We start from the raw sequence: 18,715 nt of genomic DNA, 5'->3' as shown, positions 1-18,715 counted from the left end.
GGCATGCAGCGGACAAGCTACCTAAAGAAAAGCCGATGGCTCGGAAATAAATTTCCGAGCCATCGGCGCGAGCCACAGATCAGGTGCTATCCGAGCAGCTCGGATAGTTCCAGCCAGCGTTCTTCCAACTGGTCAATCTGCGATTGGTATTCGTTGATCTCAGCGGTGAACTTGCCCAGGCCCTCATAATCGCTTTGGTCATGAGCTGCCATCTTGGCATGGACCTTGGCGATCTTCTCCTCCAGCTGTCCTACCTTGCGCTCGTTGGCGTTCAGTTCCTTCTGCGCGGCACGCAGCTCGGCGCCCGAGGGGCCGGCAGGCTTAGCCGGGGCTGCGGAGGAAGCCTGCGAAGGATTGGAACCGCCGGTAGAGCCCTCGGCGCTGCGAAGCTTCAAGTACTCATCCACGCCGCCTGGCACATGGCGGAAGTGGCCGTTCAAGATGGCGTACTGCTGGTCGGTGACGCGTTCAAGCAGGTAACGGTCGTGGGAAACGACAATCAAGGTGCCCGGCCAGGAATCCAACAGGTCTTCCAAGGCGGCCAGCATGTCGGTATCGACATCGTTGGTCGGCTCATCGAGGATCATCACATTCGGCTCGTCCATCAGGATCATCAGCAGCTGCAGGCGGCGGCGCTGGCCACCGGAGAGCTCGGCGACCTTGGTGGACAGGTGTGCCGAGGAGAAGCCCAGACGCTCCAGCAGCTGTGCTGGCGTCAGGTCCTTGCCATCGACGTTGAAGGTGGTGCGGTAGCGAGCCAGGACTTCGCGGACCTTGTCCTGGCCGATCTGCTCCAATTCGCGGAACTGCTGGTCCAGCACGGCAAGCTTCACGGTCTGGCCGCGCTTGATCTTGCCGCCGGTCGGTTCCACGGTGCCGGCGATCAGGCCCAGCAAGGTGGATTTGCCGGCGCCGTTGGCGCCGAGCAGGCCGGTGCGTTCGCCCGGGCCGATACGCCAGGTAAACGGCTTGAGCACCTGCTTGGCACCGAAGGACACCTCGGTATCCAGCAGGTCGATGACGTCCTTGCCCAGGCGGCTGGTGGCCATCTTCTGCAATTCCAGCGGGTTGCGGGCCGGTGGAACATCGGCAATCAGCTGGTTAGCGGCCTCGATGCGGAATTTCGGTTTGGAAGTACGGGCCGGGGCGCCGCGGCGCAGCCAGGCCAGTTCCTTCTTCATCATGTTCTGGCGCTTGTTTTCGGTAACCGCGGCGATGCGGTCGCGTTCCACGCGCTGCAGCACGTACGCGGCGTAGCCGCCTTCGAAAGGCTCGACCAAGCGGTCGTGGACTTCCCAAGTCGTGGTGCAGACCGCGTCCAGGAACCAGCGGTCGTGGGTGACTACCATCAAGCCGCCGGAGCTCTTGGACCAGCGCTTGTTGATGTGCTCGGCGAGCCAGGAGATGCCCTCGACATCCAAATGGTTGGTCGGCTCGTCCAGGATGATGACATCCCAGTCCTGCACCAGCAAAGCCGCCAGTGCCACGCGGCGGCGCTGTCCGCCGGAGAGGGTTCCGATTTTCGCTTCCCAGTCCAGATCAGCGACCAGCCCGGAGATGATGTCGCGGATGCGGGCTTCGCCGGCCCACTGGTGATCATCCATCTCTCCGACCACGCTGAAGTGCACCGTTGCTTCGGGGTCCAGGGTGTCTGACTGGTCAAGCACACCCACGCGCAGGCCATTGCGCTTGGTAACACGCCCGGAGTTCGGTTCAATCTTGTCACTGAGCATGCCAAGCAGCGAGGACTTGCCTTCGCCATTGCGGCCCACCAAGCCGATGCGGTCGCCATCGGAAATTCCGATGGTTACCGAGTCGAAAACGACGTGGGTGGGATATTCCAGATGTAGGGCTTCGCCCCCGAGTAAATGTGCCACGATTTCTATTTTACGTTCCGGGGGCAAATCGAGATCGCGGCAGGGCACATGGGGTCCGCGCGGGGCCAGCGAGCGGCAGGAGAATAAAACAGAGAATAAAAGTGAGTTTAGCTACGGTGTTTTGCGATTTCGCACATCGGGCTGATCATGGCAGAATAATTAGCGTGCTTGTTGGGTATGACCTGCACAAGCCATTTTCCGCCCTGGTGTAATGGCAACACGCCAGCCTTTGGAGCTGTGCATTCTAGGTTCGAATCCTAGGGGCGGAACCAATCAAGAAGCGTCACGCATGTGGCGCTTTTATTTTTTGACCAGTTCAGCGCATCCCGGAGCTCGCGATAGACTTGCTTTGAGGTTTTACTTCTCTGCCCAAAACCTTGAATCCAATTTGCAGGAGAATGCACTTGAGTGATCAGGTCAACGCACCAGTAGCTGTCATCGTCCTAGCCGCCGGGGCTGGTACCCGCATGAAGTCGGCGAAGCCGAAAATCATGCATGAAATCGCAGGTCGGTCCATGATTGGCCATGCGCTTCATGCGGCTTCAGCTTTGCAGCCGCAAAACCTGGTTGCGGTTGTCCGCCACCAGCGCGACCTGGTTGCAGAACACATTCTGAGCCAGTTCCCTTCCATCACCATTGCCGACCAGGATGAAATTCCAGGCACCGGCCGTGCAGTCCAGCAGGGCTTGGAAGTTGTGGACCCGGCACTTGAAGGCACCGTTGTGGTGACTTACGGCGATGTGCCATTGCTCACCAGTGAAGTCCTCCAGGATCTGGTCGCCACCCACGAGTCCAACGGCAATTCGGTCACCGTGCTGACCACCGAATTGGATGACCCCAATGGCTACGGCCGCATCCTGCGCGATGACAAGGGCGAGGTTGCAGGGATCCGCGAGCAGAAGGACGCTTCGGCTGACGAGCTGCTCATCAAGGAAATCAACTCTGGCATCTACGCTTTCGATGCCAAGATCCTGCGTTCGGCGCTGACCGAGGTCACCACCGAGAACGCGCAGGGCGAAATGTACCTGACCGACGTGTTGGCAATTGCCCGCGAACGCGGTGGCCGTGTGGCTTCCTCGCAGATCGCGGACCGCTGGCAGATCGAAGGGGCCAACGACCGCGTGCAGGTTTCCAACCTGGCTCGCATCTACAACGAGCGCAAGACCGAATTCTGGATGCGCCAGGGCGTGACCATCGTTGATCCGGCCACCACTTGGATTGACGCTGATGTGATGATCGGCCAGGACGCCACCATCAAGCCAGGTACCCAGCTGCACGGCGAGACCATCATCGGCGCTAACGCGACCGTCGGCCCGGACACCACCTTGACTAACGTCGTGGTCGGCCAGCGCGCCACCGTCAAGCGCACCGACGCCACCGACTCGCGCATTGCAGAGGGCGCGTCGGTAGGTCCGTTCGCCTACCTGCGTCCGGGCACCGACCTCGGTGTAGATGGCAAGATCGGTGCCTTCTACGAAACCAAGAATGTCACGATTGGCCGTGGCTCCAAGCTCTCGCACCTCGGCTACGCCGGAGATGCTGAAATCGGTGAATTCACCAACATCGGCTGCGGCAACATCACCGCAAACTACGATGGCGAAAAGAAGCACCGCACCAAGATCGGCTCGCATGTGCGCACCAGCTCCAACACCGTATTCGTTGCCCCGGTTGAAATCGGGGACGGCGCATACACCGGAGCCGGAGCCATCGTCCGCAAGAACGTCCCGGCCGGTGCCCTAGCACTGTCTGTGGCACCGCAGCGCAACTCCGAGGGCTGGACGCTTGAAAAGCGCCCGGGCACTTCCTCGGCTGACGCAGCGTTCAAGTCCTCACTGAACTCTTCGGCCTCCGAGTAATTCAGCTACAGACTTCATTTCCTCGACAACAACCTCATACGTGATAGCGAAGCGAGCGAGAAAGCAAACCCCATGAGTGAAATCAGCCATAACGTCGACAAGAAGCTGGTGCTGGCCACCGGCCGTGCGCACCCCGAGCTGGCCGCCGAGGTCGCCAAGGCACTTGATACCGAACTGCTGCCGCTGAACGCGTACGACTTCGCCAATGGCGAGATCTACGTCCGTTCAGATGAATCGGTTCGCGGCAAGGAAGTCTTCTTGCTGCAGTCCTACCCGGCACCGCTGAACAACTGGCTGATGGAACAGCTGATCATGATTGACTCGATGAAGCGCGCTTCGGCTCGCCGCATCACCGTCGTGGCGCCATTCTACCCTTATGCACGCCAGGACAAGAAGGGCCGCGGCCGCGAGCCGATCTCGGCCCGCCTGGTCGCGGACCTGTTCAAGACCGCTGGTGCTGACCGCGTGATCTCTTGCGATCTGCACACCGCGCAGATCCAGGGCTTCTTCGATGGTCCAGTGGATCATCTGTTCGGCTTCCCGCTGCTGGCTGACTACATCAAGTCCAAGGTAGACGTCAATGAAGTCACCGTGGTTTCCCCTGATACCGGCCGCGTGCGCGTCGCCGAGCAGTGGGCAGACCGTTTGGGCGGCACCCCGCTGGCGTTCGTCCACAAGTCCCGCGATCTGACCGTGCCTAACCAGGCCGAGTCCAAGACCGTGGTGGGCCAGGTCGAGGGCCGCACCGCGATCCTGATCGATGACATGATCGACACCGGTGGAACCATCGCAGGTGCTGTGCGCGTGCTGAAGGAAGCCGGCGCCAAGGATGTCATCATCGCCGCGACCCACGCAGTGTTCTCGGATCCAGCCGCGCAGCGCCTGGCCGAGTGCGGTGCCAAGGAAGTTGTTGTCACCAACACCCTGCCGATCCCGGAAGAGAAGCGCTTCGAGAACCTGACCGTGCTGTCGATCGCTCCAACGATCGCTCGCGCCATCTCCGAGGTATTCCACGAAGGTTCGGTTACGAACCTGTTTGACGGCCGCGCCTAGCAGCCCTCGTTTCGCAACGCCTCTGGCCGGCACCCGCATGGGTGCCGGCCAGAGGCGTTTAGACAAACATCCAAGGAGCCTTTTAGAGAGAACGCTCTGCGGGGCAGTCGATCAGCCTTTGAGAATTACATGGTCGACATGACTGAAAACGTATTGCTGTGCAACTCGATCCGGCCCGCTACGGAGAATATCAGATCTTCCGCGGGGGAGGTTTCGCTGATAAATCGTGGAGCGTGCGTGCTTCGACGCGTCGGGGTGGTGCGCCTGAGATGAGCCACCCAGACCTTGGTCTGCGCTTGGCAGGGGCGCCTTCGATGATGCACAGGCAGCGCAAGGCTGGTCCGCCGATGCTGATTCTGAACGGCGAAAGATCACGGGCATGTTGCCATCGGGGTGGACGCCCCGACGGTACTGAGACTGACCAATGCAGGCCAGCCAATGTACACGGTAGCAGGCGTCCCGCGGAGGGTTCCTCTTACGGGACACCGCAAACGGTCGTTTTCGCTTCTAGAATTCAGTTTCGTTTAGTCATTGCACTAACAGCATCATTCGTTCTGATTCTGGAGGTCTGGCAGTCGACGCAATTGGTACTCACGCCAGGTCAGCAGAACGATCACAACATCAAAGACAGTGAGAGCCAGTAACACCCAGCTAAAGTTAACGATCAGTTCATAGTCCTGATAGAGGATGAACGCTAATAGGAAGCCGATAAGCCAGGGGTAGGCCCATAACCGGTTTTTGAGCACTGCCCACAAAAGCACAGCTTTTGCCAGCCCATGAATCAGCAAATAAAAGGCGGCAAATAGTGTCGCTGAAACATCCAGTCGTTCAGACAAGTTGACCAATGATCGAGCGATGAAGTCCTGGGGATCTTCGCTGAGCTCGTGTTGGGTCAGGACGCTAATTCATGATGCAATCTTGGCGGGTCCAGTGAATAAAAGCGCCGTTCCGCTGATCAGCTCTGCCAAGCCGTTGAGTCCTTTAAAGATTAGGCCCACATAAAAGCTGCGATCAAGCAAGCGTCGGTGACGAATCTGAACCGAACGCCCGGAAGTATCCATAGACTGTCGCCCACTTTCATTCTCATTCCTTGCGAGTTTTCTCCGCCGATGAGCTAACCCTACTTTCAAAGGAGAGAAGAAGCCGCTGTTACGTCCTGATTTGAACGTACACTGCGAAACTCTTCATGGGCTCAGATGGAGGAAGGCTGAAGGGCGAAATCCATGTAGTGTGTTCCGCTGCTCAACGCCCTGCCGAAGGCATCTGGCACCTCTTTATGATCGACCAATATCGATCGTTAGCGGTGTCCCGAAAGAGGAACGCGATACGGAACGTTCGTTGGGGGATGACTCACGGAGCTTGTGGAGAATGGGTGCATGTCTGAAAGATTCAAGTGGGTGCCTTTGCGTTAGCCGATACCTTTGTTTTCCGGTGCCGTTGAATTGTAATCAGGGTTTAGTGGCGTTCGCTACAGGGTTTCTCGTTGGGGATTTCAGCTGGTAGAATTGTGGACTGTGCCCAGGCGAGGGAAACACCAGCAATGGTGGGACCGTTATCGACAAGGCCGGACAAGTTTTCTCATCTCCTAGATGTTGATTGCTTCCCGAGTCCACGCAAGGGCCTAAACGAAGCAATTATTTCCTAAGGAGAATTATCATGGCATCTGTCAACCTTGACGCCGTTGTACGTAGCGATTTCGGCAAGGGCGCTGCTCGCCAGGCTCGCCGCGACGGCCAGATCCCAGCAGTTGTCTACGGTGCAGGCTCCGAGCCACAGCACGTACTGCTTCCAGCACGCGAAACCACCCTGGCCGTTCGCGACCGCGGTGTTGAGCTGGTTCTGAACATCGAAGGCAAGACCGTAAAGACCACCATCAAGGACATCCAGATTCACGCGCTGAACCGCACCGTGGATCACATGGACCTGATCATCGCTGCCTAATTCCAGCGAACTAGGTTTTAGCTGAGCATCATGAGTGATGGCACTTGGCTCGTAGCCGGACTCGGGAACCCCGGGGCCGGCTACGCTGGCAATAGGCACAATATTGGGCAGATGGTGCTCGACGAGCTGGCCCAACGGGTCGGCTCCAAATTCAAGACCCACGCCTCACGGTCGCAGATCGTAGAGGGGCGCATGGGTGTTGGCGGACCGCGCATCGTGCTGGCCAAGCCGACGGTCTTCATGAACCTTTCGGGCGGGCCAGTGGCCAACGCGGCGAAATTCTTCGGCATTGGTGTCGATCGCCTGATTGTGGTGCATGACGAGATCGATATTCCCTTCGACACCATCAAGCTCAAGCGAGGTGGCGGCGAAGGCGGACATAATGGCCTGCGCGATATCTCCAAGGCCATGGGGTCCAAGGACTATTTGCGCGTCCGTGCCGGCGTTGGGCGTCCACCCGGCCGCATGGATACCGCCAAATGGGTTTTGCAGGACTTTTCCAAAGTTGAAAAAGCGGATCTTCCGTTTCTGATCGACAATTGCGCGGATGCCGTGGAATTGCTGATGACCTCAGGTTTGGAAGCGGCCCAGGCTAAATTCCATACCAGCTGACTGTTCCCACCACGGGGCTGCATTGAAGCAAAGTGAGGGCTGTTGTGAACTGAGCGAGTTCGCAACGGTCCTCAACTTTTTTAAATTAGGAAAGCTATGGAGCGAGGTGTTCCTTACTAAGGCCTAACTTAGATGTGCTTCGAGGCCCAGAGTGGAATAATTACCCAATGTACCCCTTGCCTAATAGGGCTGTGGCCTTTGATTGCCATAGCTGGACAGGCAACCATGATAATTATTCGGAGGCCCACGTGCACACGATGACCGGTCACCAAGAAGCCCTTGAAGCGCTGACTGCTAAAGAAGTTGCGCGCATCAAGGCCGACTTTGAGATTCTGGACCACCAAGTCAACGGAGTTGACGTTGTGTACCTGGACTCCGGTGCCACCAGCCAGAAGCCGCGCTGCGTCTACGAAGCGGAGCAGCACTACTACGAGAACGCCAACGCCGCTGTTCACCGTGGGGCGCATTCATTGGCCGTTGAAGCCACCGAGATCTATGAAGAAGCCCGCGAGAAGGTAGCCAAGTTCATCGGTGCACGTACCAATGAACTTGTCTGGACCGCGAATGCCACCGAAGCGCTGAACCTGATCAGCTACTCGATGTCCAACGCCTCGCTGGGTCGCGGGGGAGAAGCCGCAGCGCGCTTCCGCTTAGGGCCAGGCGACGAGATCCTGAGCACCGAGCTGGAACATCATGCGAACCTGATCCCATGGCAGGAACTGGCCTTCCGCACTGGTGCAACCTTGCGTTACGTGCCGATCACCGAAGACGGGGCACTGCGTTACGACCTGCTCGACGAATTGGTCAACGAAAACACCAAGCTGGTTGCCTTCACCCACGTTTCCAACGTGCTGGGGACCATCACCGACACCCAGAAGTTCGTTGACGCCGCCCGCAAGGTTGGCGCCCTGACGGTGCTGGACGGGTGCCAGTCGGTGCCGCACCTGCCGGTAGATGTTAAAGCCCTGGACGTGGATTTCATGGCCTTCTCCGGACATAAGATGCTCGGCCCCACCGGCATCGGCGCACTCTACGGACGCGAAGAACTGCTCAACGCCATGCCACCTTTCCTCACCGGAGGATCGATGATCACCGTGGTGGACATGGAGCATGCAGAGTACATGCCATCGCCGCAGCGTTTTGAAGCCGGCACCCAGCGCATTGCCCAGACCCATGGACTTGCTACTGCGGTCAGCTACCTTGATGAAATCGGCATGGGCCGCATTGCGGCCTGGGAAGAGCACTTGGGGCAGATGCTCTATGAAGGAATCTCGAAAATCGAAGGCGTACGCGTCTTCGGCCCGGCTAATGCACCGCGCATCGGCACGGTTCCATTTGAAGTCATTGGCGTACACCCGCACGACGTAGGCCAGTACCTAGACTCGCGCGGCATCGCGGTGCGCGTAGGCCATCACTGTGCCCAGCCATTGCACCGCGCTCTGGGCGTGAATTCTACGACCCGCGCCAGCACCTACCTGTACAACACGGAAGCCGACATCACGGCCTTGCTAGAAGCCTTGGGCTCCGTGCGCGAATACTTTGGAGTCTAAATGAACGAATTAGATCAGCTATACCAACAGGTCATCCTGGACCACGCCAAGCGCCGCGTCGGTTCGCCGCTGGTAGAGAACACCGAAGGGCTGCTGCACGGCGAATCGCACCAGCACAACCCCATCTGCGGCGACCAGATCCGCGTGCGCGTTGAGCTGGGCGAGGACGGACAATTCACCTCGATGAGCTGGGAAGGCGATGGCTGTTCCATCTCCATGGCCTCGGCCTCGGTCCTCAGCGAAATGCTCCCGGAACTATCCAAGGACGAATTCCTGGACAAACTGGAGATCTTCCGCGAAATGATGCGTTCCAAGGGCACATTCGAACCCGATGAAGAAGTCCTGGAAGATGCTGCGGCCTTCGTCGGCGTCTCCAAGTTCCCAGCCCGCGTCAAGTGCGCAATGCTCGCTTGGGTGGCTGCTGAAGCGGCCATGCTCGGAGCCGGCAAATAGCCTGGTAAACAACTGCGGCGCTTGCTTTCACCTAAGTGAAAGCAAGCGCCGCAGTCGTTTCAGCACCCAGCGGGCAAGCTAGATCTGCTCGTCGCCCTGCTGGTAGACATCCGGGATGCCATCCTTATCGGCATCGCGGGTCTCGCGCTCCTGCAGGACCTTGTAGCGGCGGTTGCGCGGAATCAGCCACAGTGCGCCGAGGATGGCTGCAATGAACGAACCGGCGAGGATCGCGACCTTGGCATGCTCGTAGTGCGGGGATTCCAGCCCGAAGGACAGCTCCGAGACCAGCAGCGAGACCGTGAAGCCGATGCCTGCCAGAAGGGTGACGCCGAACAGGTCGCCCCAGCCGGCATCCTTATCCAATGAAGCCTTGGTGAACTTGGTCAGTACCCAAGTGAATCCCAGGATGCCGATCGGTTTGCCGAGCACCAGGCCCAGCACGATGCCCCAGACGACCGGATCGGTCAGGACACTGCCGCTGCCTGGAGTAGGCGAAACTACGGTCACGCCGGCGGCGAAGAATGCGAAGATCGGGATGCAGAAGCCAGAGGAGAGCGGGCGGAAACGGTGCTCGAAGCGTTCGGCCAGGCCGATGCCTTCCTTGCCATCGGTACGCTTGACCGGAACGCAGAAGCCCAAGACCACGCCGGCGATGGTGGCATGGATGCCAGAACCGAAGACGAAAATCCAGGTGATGACGCCCAATGGCAAGAGGATTGCCCAAGCAGCCCAACGCCGCTTGGCGAAGAACTTGCCCAAATAGCGGGCCAGCACGGTGAAGAGAATGATTGGAATCAGCGACAGGCCCAGGTAGCCCAGATTCAACTCGTCGGTGAAGACGAAAGCAATGATGACAATCGCAATCAGGTCATCGACCACGGCCAGAGTCAGCAGGAAGATGCGCAGCGCAGTGGGCAGTGCCGAGCCGATTACGGCCAGCACGGCTACCGCGAAGGCAATATCAGTTGCTGTAGGGATCGCCCAGCCGCGCAAGAGCTCGCCGCCGCCGGACATCGAGGCGATGGCTACGAAGATCAATGCCGGAACGAGCACGCCGCCAAAGGCCGCGGCTACCGGAACAGCGGCTGTCTTGACGTTGCGCAGGTCGCCGATGACGAATTCTTTTTTCAGCTCCAGACCGGTCAAGAAGAAGAACACTGCCAGCAGGGCGTCAGCTGCCCAGTGTCCGATCGACAGATTCAGGTCGACACCGAACAAGGTAGGACCGAAATGGAAGTCGCGCAAGGCGAAATAGGATTCGCGCAGCGGGGTGTTGGCCCAGACCAAGGCCAGCAGGGCGCCGGCGATGAGGACCATGCCACCGACGGTCTCCTTGCGCAGAATATCTCCGATGCGCACGGACTCCCTGTAGCTAGGGCGCGAAAACAGGTTCTTGCTGGAACCCGAAGACGGAGTTTGGCTCATGCGTTTAACTCGCTTACTTCGTTAAATGAATATTTATCGCCGACCAGACTTCCCGGCACACCTGTATTCAACCCTAGCGCGAACCGTGCCTCAGACCACAAATCCCCGGACGCTTTGCGAGAAATCGCACGTCCGGGGATTAACAGTGAGCGTAATTATATTTCCGCTAGCTTACTTCGACAGCCAGGCATTAACCTGATCGGCCTGCAGCTTCAGTGCCTTGCCCAAGTAAGGCTCGGCAGCCGAAGCCAGCTTGCCGCCAATGAACGGAATCGAAGAGGAGACCTTCGCGTCGATGGCGAACTCGCTGTTCTGGCCCTGGGCCTTGAGCTGCTCGGTGCCGCTGACGGTCACCGGGACGCCGGCCACGGTGATCTGCACGTTGGCGGTACGGTTGCCGGCGGCATCCGGGGCGCTCCACTTGTCGACCTGGGTAATTTCGATGGTCGCGCCAACGAACTTGCGGGCCATATCGGGAACGCGGTCGGTAGGCACGGAGCGGACGGTGGTCAGGGTGAAGGCGCCGGCGGTATCGCCGTTGACCGTGAAGTCGTTCAAAGTGCCGTTGGCGACCTTGGTAAGGTGCTCGGCGAAGCCGCGATCGCTCAGCGTTGCGATGACCTGTTCAGCCGGGTGAGCGATCTGAGTGCTTGCGTTCAATGCCATGGAAGCTAATCCCCATCTGGAAATCTGAGTGGCCGGGTGAACAAGCAGTTCATGCCCGGCAACGGACAGTAATAACCCTATCTGGTGCAGGGCATTCGGTAGGCTAGGACTGCACCGAAAACTACATATTGGCATTGATCCGGCCGCGGAAAAACTTTGCGGTCGGTGTTCGTGGTGTCGTATCGGCGCACCACGGCTTCAACCTGCCAATGGGAACGTCTGCACGAGAGGATACACAAGCAACCATGAGCCTGACCGGACTTCATGACTTCCTGCGCGAGGAGCCTTCCTTCAGGCGCATCCGCCAAAGTGCAACCCACGAATATGCAACGCGCAGTGAGGCGCTGGAGATCGCAGCACCCCAGGGCATGCGCTCGCTGCTCTCGGCCCATATCAGCCAAGCGCTGGGGGAGAGCAAGAACCCCGGGGTGACGTTGATCGTGACCGCGACCGGCCGCGAAGCCGAGGAAATTTCGACTTCGCTGGGCGCCTACCTGCCCGCAGAGCAGATCGCTGAATTCCCGTCCTGGGAAACGCTGCCGCACGAACGCCTTTCCCCGCGCAGCGACACCGTCGGACGCCGACTGGAAGTGCTGCGCCGGCTGCATGATCGCGACCAAGCGCTGAACATCATCATCGCGCCCATCCGTGCCGTGCTCCAGCCGCTGGTAGCAGGCCTAGGCCAGCTGCGCCCGGTGCGCTTGGAACTTGATGATGAGCCGGGCTTCGACGCGGTAATCAAGGATTTGGCTGCTGCGGCCTATGCGCGGGTGGACATGGTCACCCACCGCGGTGAATTCGCAGTGCGCGGCGGCATCATCGATGTTTTCCCTCCGACCTTGGACCATCCGGTGCGCATCGACTTCTTCGGTGACCAGATCGACTCCATGCGCTACTTCTCCATTGCCGACCAGCGCTCCACCGCTGAGGACGGCCCGCAGCGGATCATCGCCACCCCATGCCGTGAAATGCTGATCACTCCGAAGGTGATGAGCCGTGCGGCCAACTTGAAGAACCACTTCCCGGCAGCCCAGGAAATGCTCACCAAGATCGCCGGCGGCATCGCAGTGGAAGGCATGGAATCCCTGGCCCCGCTGCTGGTTGACCAGATGGTTCCGCTGCTTTCGCTGCTGCCCGAATCTTCCATCGCCTTGGTCATGGAACCGGAACGCGTACGCGCCCGCGCCCACGACCTGAATGCAACGAATGCCGAATTCCTGGCCGCCGCATGGGCTTCGGCCTCCGACGGTGCCAGCGCGCCGCTGGATCTGAACACCGCTGATTCCGAGCGGAAGCTGGCTTCGGGTGATTTTGCCTCGCTGGCCGAAACCGTGCAGCATGCCCAGCAGGCCAAGGTCTCGTGGTGGGCCCTGACTTCCATGGGCGCCGATGAGGAATTGGAACTGGGGGCCTCCACGATCCGCATCCCGGCCCGCGAACCCCTTGGGTACCAGGGCGATATTGAAGCCATGATGGAATTCATCGCCGGACGCGTCAAGGACCAGTGGCGCTTTGTGGTGGCCACCGAAGGCCCGGGCCCGGCAGCCCGCCTCTCCGAGCTCTTTGCAGACTTCAAGATTCCGGCCCACCGGGTCGAAGACATTTCGGCTACGCCAACGGCCGGCCTGATCGAGATCACGCAGGCTACCGCGGGCCGCGGCTTTGTCTTCGAAGAGCTCAAGCTGGGCCTGCTCACCGAGGCGGACCTGCTGGGCCGCTCCAGCGCCTACCCGAACCGCAAGGGGCGCAAGCTCACGGTCAAGCGCAAGCGCAATGCGGTGGACCCGCTGAGCCTGCAGGCAGGGGACTTCATCGTCCACGAGCAGCACGGTATCGGCAAGTTCGTTGAACTGATGGCCCGCAAGGTCAACGGCTCGGGCAAGGATGCCAAGCGCGAGTACCTCGTGGTGGAATACGCGTCCTCAAAGCGCGGGGCACCCGGAGACCGGCTCTTCGTGCCCATGGACCAGCTGCACATGGTCACCCGCTACGTAGGCGGCGAAGCGCCGACCCTGTCCAAGATGGGCGGCTCGGATTGGTCCAGCACCAAGTCCAAGGCGCGCAAGGCGGTCAAGGAAATCGCCGGGGATTTGATCAAGCTGTACTCGGCACGCATGGCCAGCCGCGGCCACGCCTTCGGCCCGGACACCCCATGGCAGAACGAACTGGAAGAGGCCTTCGCCTTCATCGAGACTCCGGATCAGCTCACCGCCATCAATGAGGTGAAGTCCGATATGGAGAAGGAAATCCCCATGGACCGGTTGATTTCCGGTGATGTGGGCTTCGGCAAGACCGAGATTGCGGTCCGTGCAGCGTTCAAGGCTGTCCAGGATTCCAAGCAGGTTGCCGTGCTGGTTCCTACCACCTTGCTGGCCTCCCAGCACCATCAGACTTTCACCGAACGCTATTCGGGCTTCCCGGTGCGCGTGAAAACCCTCTCGCGCTTCCAGACGGCCAAGGAGTCCAAGGAAATCCTGGCCGGTCTCAAGGACGGCAGCGTAGATATCGTCATCGGCACCCACCGCTTGCTCTCCAAAAACGTGGAGTTCAAGAACCTTGGCCTGGTGATCGTCGATGAGGAGCAGCGCTTCGGTGTGGAGCACAAGGAAGAGCTCAAGAAGATGCGCACCAATGTGGATGTGCTGGCGATGAGCGCCACCCCGATTCCGCGCACCTTGGAGATGTCGCTGACCGGCATCCGTGAAACCTCCACGCTGGCCACCCCGCCAGAAGAACGCCATCCGGTGCTCACCTATGTAGGCCCGCACAGCGATAAGCAGATTTCCGCCGCGATCAAGCGTGAACTGATGCGCGATGGCCAGGTGTTCTTCGTGCACAACCGCGTCTCCTCCATTGAGCGGGTCGCCGCAGAACTGCGCGAATTGGCGCCGGAAGCCAGAATCGAGGTGGCTCACGGCAAGATGAGCGAATCGCGCCTGGAACGGATCATCCAGGACTTCTGGGAGAAGAAATTCGATGTGCTGGTCTCCACCACCATCATCGAAACCGGCCTGGACATCTCCAACGCGAACACGCTGATTGTGGACCGTGCCAACAACTACGGGCTGTCCCAGCTGCACCAGCTGCGCGGACGCGTGGGGCGCGGACGCGAACGTGCCTACGCCTACTTCCTGTGGGATGTGGAAAAGCCCTTGGGCGAAGTCGCCTTGGAACGCCTGAAGGCCGTGGCCGCGCATAATGAGCTCGGCTCGGGCTACCAGCTGGCCATGAAGGACCTGGAACTGCGCGGTGCGGGCAATCTGCTCGGCGGCGAGCAGTCCGGGCATATTGCCGGGGTCGGATTCGACTTGTATCTGCGCCTGGTGGGTGAAGCTGTCGCCGACTACAAGGGCGAAGGCGAAGAAGAATCCACCGAGATGAAAATCGACCTGCCGGTCAATGCCCATCTGCCGCACAACTACGTGCCAGGCGAACGCCTGCGCTTGGAGGCCTACCGCAACATCGCGCAGGCAGAAACCAATGAGGCGCTCGCCGAAGTGCGAGAAGAGCTGGAGGACCGCTACGGCAAGCTTCCAGAACCGGTAGAGAATCTGCTGCGCGTAGCCGCGCTGCGCATCCGTGCCCGCGCGGTGGGGTTGCATGACATCCAGCAGATCGGCAACAACATCAAGCTCTCGCCGGCGAAGATCGAGGATCTGCCAGCTTCGCGGCAAGTGCGCTTGGAACGCCTGTACCCGGGGGCCGCTAACAAGCCGGCGTTGAATTCGATTTTCATTCCCAAGCCCAAGACCTCACCGATCGGTGGACGCGATTTGGCTGACGGGGAGATCCTGGAGTGGGCCGAGAAGCTGCTTTACGCTATTTTCGAGCCGACGCCGGCACCAGCAGAAAAATCCTGAATCCTTTGTGAGGATCTGCGAAAGGAGCCAGTTTGCTGCCATTAGGGCAGGGGACTGGCCCTTGGGCCGTTAGCGCTCGGTTGAGGATGCGTGGGAGCCGAGTTCTTCGGCATAGGCCCTGAGGGCCCCAGCGTAGATCGAGGAATGCTGTGCCAGGGCGTTGACGGCCAGCTTGACTGCTTCGGTGGGCTGTCCAGAATCAAGCAGTGCCATGGCTAGGAACGCTTGGGCATCTGTATGGATTGGTGATTCGGAACTGATCTGCTCCAGCAGCTCGATGGCCTGGTCGTAATGCCCGAGATTGCGCAGTGTGCTGGCCAGCTGCAGCTGAGCCTCGTCATGCCTGGGCGCTTCCAACCCAGCAGCCAGCGCGGCCTGGTACGGGCCGACAGCCAGTTCTTCTTCGCCCAGATAGTCATGCAAGGAGGCGGTTTCAAAAAGCACTAGCGAATCCTGCGGTCCTTTGCCCTGAAGCAGGGCTGCCAATTCGTGGTGCAGTTGTTCGGGGCTTTTGCCCTTGGCACAGTTCCAGAACTCTTCTACGCGCTGATCCCAAGTTTCCATGGCATCAGTCTAGATGCGGGAATAGTGCTTAAACGAAAATCAGGGAAACCCGCATTGGGGTTTCCCTGATTCTAGAAGTTTTGACTAGTTCTGGTGAGCGTTAGCCGCTGCAACCAGATCCTCGGCCTTTTCAGCACGACCCATGAGGTGCATTGGGATTGCGAAAGCCAGGAACATCAGAGCGAAGCCAACCAGGGTTGGCCACCAAGCGACCTCAAGGGTCCAGTAGCCCAGAACGTAAATACCCGCTGCGAACATCACAAAGAAGATCACGAGGGTAACAATGTTGCCGACAAGGCGGCCTTCACCAGAATGGGCAGTGTTCTTGCCGTTCGAGTACACTTTTTCTCCTTGAGGAAACAGATAGGTGCGATGTCCTAGTAGCTGGAACCGCTTTGCTCTCCTTCTAGGATAGCAACTCCTGAGCTAGAACCTAGTCGAGTTGCGCCCGCTGCAATCATGGCACGAGCAGTTTCGACGCTGCGCACGCCACCGGAAGCCTTGACTCCCATGTCCGGACCAACGGTCTTGCGCATCAGGGCAACGTCTTCAACGGTTGCGCCACCGGTGGAGAAACCGGTAGATGTCTTGACGAAATCGGCGCCAGCGGCCTTGGCGGCCTCGCATGCCAGGACCTTGGCTTCCTCGGTCAGCAGGCAGGTTTCGATGATGACCTTCAAGATGGCTCCACCCTCATGGGCGGCCTGGGCAATGGCGAAGATCTCGTTGACCAGGGCATCGCGATCGCCACGCAGGGCGGCGGCAACGTCGATCACCATGTCGATTTCATTGGCACCGTCAGCTACAGCATGCTTGGTCTCGAAAACCTTGGTGTCTGTTGCTGAAGCGCCCAGTGGGAAACCGATCACTGAGCAGGTCAGCACCTCCGAGCCTTCCAACTCGCGCGAAACGGTAGAGACCCACAACGGATTGACGCAGACCGACTTGAACTCGTACTTCTTGGCTTCCTCGCAGATCTGCACGATCTGTTCACGGGACGCGTTCTGAGCCAATAGGGTGTGATCGATGTAGCTTGCGATCTCGCGGGCGCTTAGTTCAGTCATCATTTCCTCTAACAATAAAGATTTCAATCAATTCAAAAGAAGGTCTCGAAGGGGCAATCCTAGTTGGCATTCAGGTAAGCTGCCAATTCATCCTTGATGGCCAAGACCTGGGCGGTGGCGCGCTTGCGAGCTTCAGGGACATCAGCCAGATCATCAACCGGCTCAATAGTTTCCAAGTAGCACTTGAGTTTAGGCTCTGTGCCCGAGGGGCGCACAATCACTCTGGCACCAGCGAAGGTATGCAAAACCATGGCGTTATTCGCAGGAAGCTTCTCGGTGCCTTCGGACAGGTCGGTGACCTCGGAAACATCGGAGCCGCCCAACGATGCCGGAGCGTTCTTGCGGATCTTGTCCATCAGTACCGGGATCTGCGCCAAGTCGGTGAAACGCAAGGACAGCTGGTCGGTAACGTGCACGCCGTGCTTGGCGGCCAGTTCATCCAGGCGAACCGAGATGGTGCTTCCATCTGCCTTCAACTGGGCTGCCAGATCAGCGAGGACGATACCCGCTGAAATGCCGTCCTTGTCGCGCACCAGCTCCGGAGCTACGCAGTAGCCCAGAGCTTCCTCGTAGCCGTATCCCAGGTCTTCAACGCGGGAGATCCATTTGAATCCGGTCAGGGTCTCTTCGTGCTCGCGTCCGGCATCCTTGGCGATGGCCGCCAGCATGCGCGAAGACACGATGGAATTGGCCAGCTTCTTGCCTTCTGGCAAGGTCTTGGAAACCTGGTCTCCCAGCAGCCATCCCACTTCATCGCCGCGAAGCATTCGCCACGCATCGCCATCGAGGATGGCCGCGGCGCAGCGGTCAGCATCAGGGTCATTGGCAATGACCAAGTCTGCCCCTACCTTGCGGGCCAGCTCCAAGGACAAGTCGATGGCGCCGGGTTCTTCGGGGTTCGGGAACTTCACGGTGGGGAAGAGCGGATCGGGATGTTCCTGCTCGGCGACCATGTGCACGTCAGGGAAACCAGCGTTGAGCAAAGCCTGGCGCATGGTGTGGCCACCGACTCCGTGCATCGCTGAAACCACGATGCGCAGGTTCTTGCGCGCCGCATCCTGTTCGTTCGGGGCATCGATGATCGGGTGGATCGAGGCAAGGTATGCGGCTTCGATGTCGCCCTCGTTGCCAATCGCCGGCAGTACCTGCCAGCCGGAGAGAGCACGCGGAATCTGGGCCACGGGCTGCTCATGGTCGATCAAGGACGCAATTTGCGCATCAATCGGCGAGACGATCTGCGCACCACGGCCCGAGGCATCAGTGATCCTGCCACCGACGTAGACCTTGTAGCCGTTGTCTCGTGGAGGGTTGTGGCTTGCAGTGACCATAACGCCGGCTTCTGCACTGAATTCGCGTACGGCCCAGGCCAAGACCGGGGTGGGCAAGGCCGATGGCATGAGCAGGACCTCGAAGCCGGCAGCGGCGAAGACACCGGCAGAATCCTGGGCAAAGACATCGGAGTTGAAGCGCGCATCGAATCCGATGACAACCTTTGGGGTGTACTGTCCGTTGGCCTGTTCGCTCAGGAACCGGGCGATGCCTGCGGCAGTGCGCATGACCACCACGCGGTTCATGCGCATTGGGCCGGCGCCCAGCTCAGCTCGCAGGCCGGCGGTGCCGAATTCCAGCACGCCGCTGAAGCGCTCGGAAATGTCCTCGAAGGCCAGCGCGTCACCCTCGGTGACGCGCTGGATCAGCAATTGCAGTTCTTCCTGCGTTTGCGGATCGGGATCCTGGGCTGCCCACTTGCCCGCCGCATCAAGCAACTGGATCTTCTGCGTGTGATTCACT

At 59.5% G+C, this 18,715-nt stretch carries 14 protein-coding genes, 1 tRNA gene and 1 pseudogene; 8 read left to right on the top strand and 8 right to left on the bottom strand.

Annotation, left to right across the window (positions count from 1 at the left end):
• Window positions 1-86: 86 nt before the first annotated feature.
• A complete protein-coding gene (locus tag AB4Y71_RS06975; RefSeq protein ID WP_102598242.1) occupies window positions 87-1,877 on the bottom strand; it encodes an ABC-F family ATP-binding cassette domain-containing protein in 1,791 nt (596 codons plus the stop codon).
• A gap of 197 nt (window positions 1,878-2,074) precedes the next feature.
• On the opposite strand from AB4Y71_RS06975, the gene AB4Y71_RS06970 reads away from it, so the two are divergent.
• The 3 genes from AB4Y71_RS06970 to AB4Y71_RS06960 all read left to right on the top strand — a co-directional run bounded on the left by AB4Y71_RS06970 (window position 2,075) and on the right by AB4Y71_RS06960 (window position 4,786).
• Window positions 2,075-2,149 (top strand) — tRNA-Gln (locus AB4Y71_RS06970).
• A 132-nt stretch (window positions 2,150-2,281) separates the two neighbouring features.
• Window positions 2,282-3,733 (top strand): bifunctional UDP-N-acetylglucosamine diphosphorylase/glucosamine-1-phosphate N-acetyltransferase GlmU, encoded by a 1,452-nt coding sequence (gene glmU, locus AB4Y71_RS06965; RefSeq protein WP_013348165.1) that lies wholly within the window; start codon window positions 2,282-2,284, stop codon window positions 3,731-3,733.
• A gap of 72 nt (window positions 3,734-3,805) precedes the next feature.
• Window positions 3,806-4,786, top strand: coding sequence for a ribose-phosphate diphosphokinase (locus AB4Y71_RS06960; protein ID WP_013348166.1), 981 nt, complete (start codon window positions 3,806-3,808; stop codon window positions 4,784-4,786).
• Between the two features lie 545 nt (window positions 4,787-5,331).
• On the opposite strand, the gene AB4Y71_RS06955 is transcribed toward AB4Y71_RS06960, so the two are convergent.
• Complete coding sequence (locus tag AB4Y71_RS06955) at window positions 5,332-5,682, bottom strand: DUF2127 domain-containing protein (protein ID WP_441719226.1); 351 nt, start codon at window positions 5,680-5,682, stop codon at window positions 5,332-5,334.
• Between the two features lie 760 nt (window positions 5,683-6,442).
• On the opposite strand from AB4Y71_RS06955, the pseudogene AB4Y71_RS06950 reads away from it, so the two are divergent.
• The 4 genes and pseudogenes from AB4Y71_RS06950 to sufU all read left to right on the top strand — a co-directional run.
• Window positions 6,443-6,715 (top strand): annotated as a pseudogene (locus tag AB4Y71_RS06950) (50S ribosomal protein L25); the annotation flags it as partial.
• Window positions 6,716-6,757: 42 nt separating this feature from the next.
• Complete coding sequence (gene pth, locus AB4Y71_RS06945) at window positions 6,758-7,339, top strand: aminoacyl-tRNA hydrolase (RefSeq protein ID WP_441719051.1); 582 nt, start codon at window positions 6,758-6,760, stop codon at window positions 7,337-7,339.
• 257 nt (window positions 7,340-7,596) lie between these two features.
• Window positions 7,597-8,889: a SufS family cysteine desulfurase gene (locus tag AB4Y71_RS06940; protein ID WP_441719223.1), complete on the top strand. Its 1,293-nt coding sequence runs from the start codon at window positions 7,597-7,599 to the stop codon at window positions 8,887-8,889.
• Entirely contained in the window at window positions 8,890-9,342 is a 453-nt protein-coding gene (sufU, locus tag AB4Y71_RS06935) for a Fe-S cluster assembly sulfur transfer protein SufU (protein WP_013348186.1), read from the top strand.
• Window positions 9,343-9,420: 78 nt separating this feature from the next.
• Here the strand turns inward: sufU and nhaA are convergent, their stop codons facing one another.
• Both nhaA and AB4Y71_RS06925 read right to left on the bottom strand, forming a co-directional pair.
• Entirely contained in the window at window positions 9,421-10,770 is a 1,350-nt protein-coding gene (gene nhaA, locus AB4Y71_RS06930) for a Na+/H+ antiporter NhaA (protein ID WP_134780798.1), read from the bottom strand.
• Between the two features lie 171 nt (window positions 10,771-10,941).
• A complete protein-coding gene (locus tag AB4Y71_RS06925) occupies window positions 10,942-11,436 on the bottom strand; it encodes a DUF2505 domain-containing protein (RefSeq protein ID WP_441719047.1) in 495 nt (164 codons plus the stop codon).
• A gap of 245 nt (window positions 11,437-11,681) precedes the next feature.
• On the opposite strand from AB4Y71_RS06925, the gene mfd reads away from it, so the two are divergent.
• Complete coding sequence (gene mfd, locus AB4Y71_RS06920; RefSeq protein WP_441719045.1) at window positions 11,682-15,296, top strand: transcription-repair coupling factor; 3,615 nt, start codon at window positions 11,682-11,684, stop codon at window positions 15,294-15,296.
• Window positions 15,297-15,365: 69 nt separating this feature from the next.
• Here mfd and AB4Y71_RS06915 read toward each other — a convergent pair whose 3' ends face one another.
• The 4 genes from AB4Y71_RS06915 to AB4Y71_RS06900 all read right to left on the bottom strand — a co-directional run bounded on the left by AB4Y71_RS06915 (window position 15,366) and on the right by AB4Y71_RS06900 (window position 18,714).
• Window positions 15,366-15,860, bottom strand: a complete 495-nt coding sequence (locus AB4Y71_RS06915; RefSeq protein WP_441719042.1) for a tetratricopeptide repeat protein — start codon at window positions 15,858-15,860, stop codon at window positions 15,366-15,368.
• Window positions 15,861-15,944: 84 nt separating this feature from the next.
• Window positions 15,945-16,202 carry a hypothetical protein gene (locus AB4Y71_RS06910; RefSeq protein ID WP_013348194.1) on the bottom strand — a complete coding sequence of 86 codons (258 nt, stop codon included), beginning with the start codon at window positions 16,200-16,202 and terminating at the stop codon, window positions 15,945-15,947.
• A gap of 35 nt (window positions 16,203-16,237) precedes the next feature.
• Window positions 16,238-16,924 carry a deoxyribose-phosphate aldolase gene (deoC, locus tag AB4Y71_RS06905; protein WP_013348195.1) on the bottom strand — a complete coding sequence of 229 codons (687 nt, stop codon included), beginning with the start codon at window positions 16,922-16,924 and terminating at the stop codon, window positions 16,238-16,240.
• Window positions 16,925-16,983: 59 nt separating this feature from the next.
• Window positions 16,984-18,714 carry a phospho-sugar mutase gene (locus tag AB4Y71_RS06900; RefSeq protein ID WP_441719040.1) on the bottom strand — a complete coding sequence of 577 codons (1,731 nt, stop codon included), beginning with the start codon at window positions 18,712-18,714 and terminating at the stop codon, window positions 16,984-16,986.
• Window position 18,715: the final 1 nt, after the last annotated feature.

Source organism: Glutamicibacter sp. MCAF14, assembly GCF_052114325.1.
GTDB classification, from domain to species: domain Bacteria; phylum Actinomycetota; class Actinomycetes; order Actinomycetales; family Micrococcaceae; genus Glutamicibacter; species Glutamicibacter arilaitensis.
This window is presented reverse-complemented; position numbering and strand designations above follow the sequence as displayed.

Bases quoted from the DNA above. Each gene is read 5' to 3' on its own strand.
- mfd (WP_441719045.1), top strand. From the start codon at position 11,682: ATGAGCCTGACCGGACTTCATGACTTCCTGCGCGAGGAGCCTTCCTTC.
- pth (WP_441719051.1), top strand. From the start codon at position 6,758: ATGAGTGATGGCACTTGGCTCGTAGCCGGACTCGGGAACCCCGGGGCC.
- AB4Y71_RS06940 (WP_441719223.1), top strand. From the start codon at position 7,597: ATGACCGGTCACCAAGAAGCCCTTGAAGCGCTGACTGCTAAAGAAGTT.
- nhaA (WP_134780798.1), bottom strand. From the start codon at position 10,770: ATGAGCCAAACTCCGTCTTCGGGTTCCAGCAAGAACCTGTTTTCGCGC.
- deoC (WP_013348195.1), bottom strand. From the start codon at position 16,924: ATGACTGAACTAAGCGCCCGCGAGATCGCAAGCTACATCGATCACACC.
- AB4Y71_RS06960 (WP_013348166.1), top strand. From the start codon at position 3,806: ATGAGTGAAATCAGCCATAACGTCGACAAGAAGCTGGTGCTGGCCACC.
- AB4Y71_RS06915 (WP_441719042.1), bottom strand. From the start codon at position 15,860: ATGGAAACTTGGGATCAGCGCGTAGAAGAGTTCTGGAACTGTGCCAAG.
- sufU (WP_013348186.1), top strand. From the start codon at position 8,890: ATGAACGAATTAGATCAGCTATACCAACAGGTCATCCTGGACCACGCC.
- AB4Y71_RS06925 (WP_441719047.1), bottom strand. From the start codon at position 11,436: ATGGCATTGAACGCAAGCACTCAGATCGCTCACCCGGCTGAACAGGTC.